Raw genomic sequence first — 2,318 nt, 5'->3', positions numbered from 1 at the left:
TTTGTCTTGACACAAAAACGAACCAAAAAGGTCAAGAAAATCTTAAGCTTCCTCCCGCTTGGCCTTCCCACACCCCGCAAGATTTTCGGGCCCTCCTCTAGTGGTATAGGAATTTTTTTATTTCAAGGGAAAAAGATCATCCTTTTGCTAGGGTCCAAAAGATGTCCACGTTGCTGTGGACGTCCTCCCATCTGAATTGACAGGGGGAGATAAATATTTCTGGTAGTTTTCAAGGTTAAAGACTATTTTAAAAAGAGTGAGTTTTCCTTTTAATTGTGGTGGTTTCATCTACTGGTAGTTTTGTTTTACCAGTAGATGGGGTATCTCCATTTAAAAACCTTGTTTGGAGGCTCTAGGGCTTGAAATCTACTGGTAAATTTGTACCAGTAGATTTTACCACCAGTACCAGTCAACTACTGGTACTACTGGTACGGCCTTATAAATAAAGGCCGTACCAGTAGTTTGTACCTGTAGATGAGTTTTCCATGATTATTCTTCTTCTTGGGTTGGGCGTTTAGGTCTTAGGAATCGAAGGTGGGAACTTCGAGGAGCAGCGCCATTGGTGACGATCCAGCCCTGATCTAAAAGGTGTTTCTTGATTTGTCTAGCAGGCTTGTCTGACACTTTGTAGGTGCTTTGAATGGCTTCATGCAATTGGGTGTATGAGAGCTCTTTCTTGCTTTGAAAAATGGTGTCTAGCAATTCTTGGTGCTCGTTTTTTGTCCATTGATTGGCTCTTAAACTTTTAGATTGTTGTTTTGGCTGTTTTTTGGGGATAAGACCTTTTATGAGATGGCATCCTTTTTGGGGATCAAAAGCCAATTCGATGAGGGGGAAATCTTTTCCGCCTGCGTTTCTTAACGCCTCCTCAGTTATGTAGGTGATCTCTTTATTTTTATCCTTGGTCATCAAAAAGATGGACTCAGCTTTTCTTTCTAACTGACTTCCCAGGTGGCCTCGCATTTTTATTGTGCCTGGGTTCAGGTGCATAGTGGCTATCAAAGGACAATCGGCTTTTATGGCCATTTGTTCGAAAAAGGAGACTAAAGCATTGGCTTCTTGTTCGTTATTAACGGAATGACAAAAATCTGCTATGCCATCAATGAAAATGGCGTGAATACCTTGGTGTTTGGATAGTAATCGGGTAATAATCATTTCTGTCATTTTCATTCGTTGGTTTGGAGCATAGGGTCTTAGGTTAATGGCATGGTACCAATCTGGGAGAACTTGCTGTAGTAATCGACTTTTTACTTTGTGTTGGTTAAAATGGTAGAAATCATAGTCCGATTGTTCCGTGTCAATATAAATTAGAGCCCATTGGTTAAGGTTCCTTTTAATCCTGAATCCGTTAAATTCCCTTTCTACTTCTTTGAATGGCCCCAAGCAGGTAGCCAGCAAGGCTGAGAAAAGTCCAGATTTTCCTACTTTCTTGTAACCTGAGAAGATGGTAAGGTTTCCATTGGTGGAAATTATATGTTGCTGTCCATTGTAACTTAGTGTGATCAAGGGTACGGGCCTGGGAAAGCGCTTTTGACAATGATACCTTCGCTTGCCCATAATTTCCTCCCACAAACGTTCCTCTTCTTCCTGCTCCTTTGATTTTTGTTGGCTAAGACGAAGAAGGGCTTCCTGCAAATCTGAAAAATGATTGTCCTTTGGATTGTTTTGAGACATAAGAGCATTGTTTTCTTATTTGGGTGAGGGTGACCTGATGGCTAAGAGCAGAACTTCTTAAACCATCAGGAAGTGAGAAAAATGACTACTATCAATCTTCTTCTGAAACCTTGTTTTTTTCCAGGATTTGCAAAATATCCTCATAAGCATAGTAGAGGGTTTGCCCCATTTTAGTGTAGGGAAGAACGCCAGTAATCCGTAGGTTTTGAAGGGTGCCCGGGCTAATGTTTAAAAGCTTTCGGACCTCGGAAGACTTGAGCCATTTTTTTTGATGCAAGGCTGATTTATTAGCTCCAATAAGCTCCTTGAACTCTTTTAACAGATCAGTTTTGAATTTGAACAAATCCTGACGGGTGATCAATTCTGATGCATTCATATTGTATGATTTTAGGTTTGAACTGTTGGAAATGTAGGGAAAGGGCCAGGAATGATTTGGAAAGTATTGGAAAGCTTTCTTTATACTTTCTTTTGTCTTTTTTTGTGTTTTTATGGGGCTTTGAGCTAGAAAAAAGGTCTTTCAAAAAAAGTTGAAAAAACTGTAAATAAAGGAAGCATCAGCTCATGCATGGGTAGTCAAAAATTCATGGAAAAGAAGTTGGAAGGAAAAAATTGAGGAGGAATAATTAAAATCCAAAGGCTTAAAG

The 2,318-nt window shown here is 39.9% G+C and carries 2 protein-coding genes; both read right to left on the bottom strand.

Features of this window, described 5'->3' with window-relative positions; translation table 11 throughout:
- Window positions 1-489: 489 nt before the first annotated feature.
- Window positions 490-1,674 carry an AAA family ATPase gene (locus tag E1171_RS02600; RefSeq protein ID WP_155203790.1) on the bottom strand — a complete coding sequence of 395 codons (1,185 nt, stop codon included), beginning with the start codon at window positions 1,672-1,674 and terminating at the stop codon, window positions 490-492.
- A gap of 91 nt (window positions 1,675-1,765) precedes the next feature.
- Entirely contained in the window at window positions 1,766-2,050 is a 285-nt protein-coding gene (locus tag E1171_RS02595; RefSeq protein WP_155203788.1) for a helix-turn-helix domain-containing protein, read from the bottom strand.
- Window positions 2,051-2,318: the final 268 nt, after the last annotated feature.

Origin of the sequence: Xanthovirga aplysinae (assembly GCF_009711365.1) — a bacterium.
Classification (GTDB): domain Bacteria; phylum Bacteroidota; class Bacteroidia; order Cytophagales; family Cyclobacteriaceae; genus Xanthovirga; species Xanthovirga aplysinae.
Note: the sequence above shows the minus strand (reverse complement) of the source record. Positions and strands in the feature narration are given on the sequence as shown.

What these genes read in the sequence shown, in the direction of transcription:
- E1171_RS02600 (WP_155203790.1), bottom strand. Translation starts at nt 1,674, where the DNA reads ATGTCTCAAAACAATCCAAAGGACAATCATTTTTCAGATTTGCAGGAA.
- E1171_RS02595 (WP_155203788.1), bottom strand. Translation starts at nt 2,050, where the DNA reads ATGAATGCATCAGAATTGATCACCCGTCAGGATTTGTTCAAATTCAAA.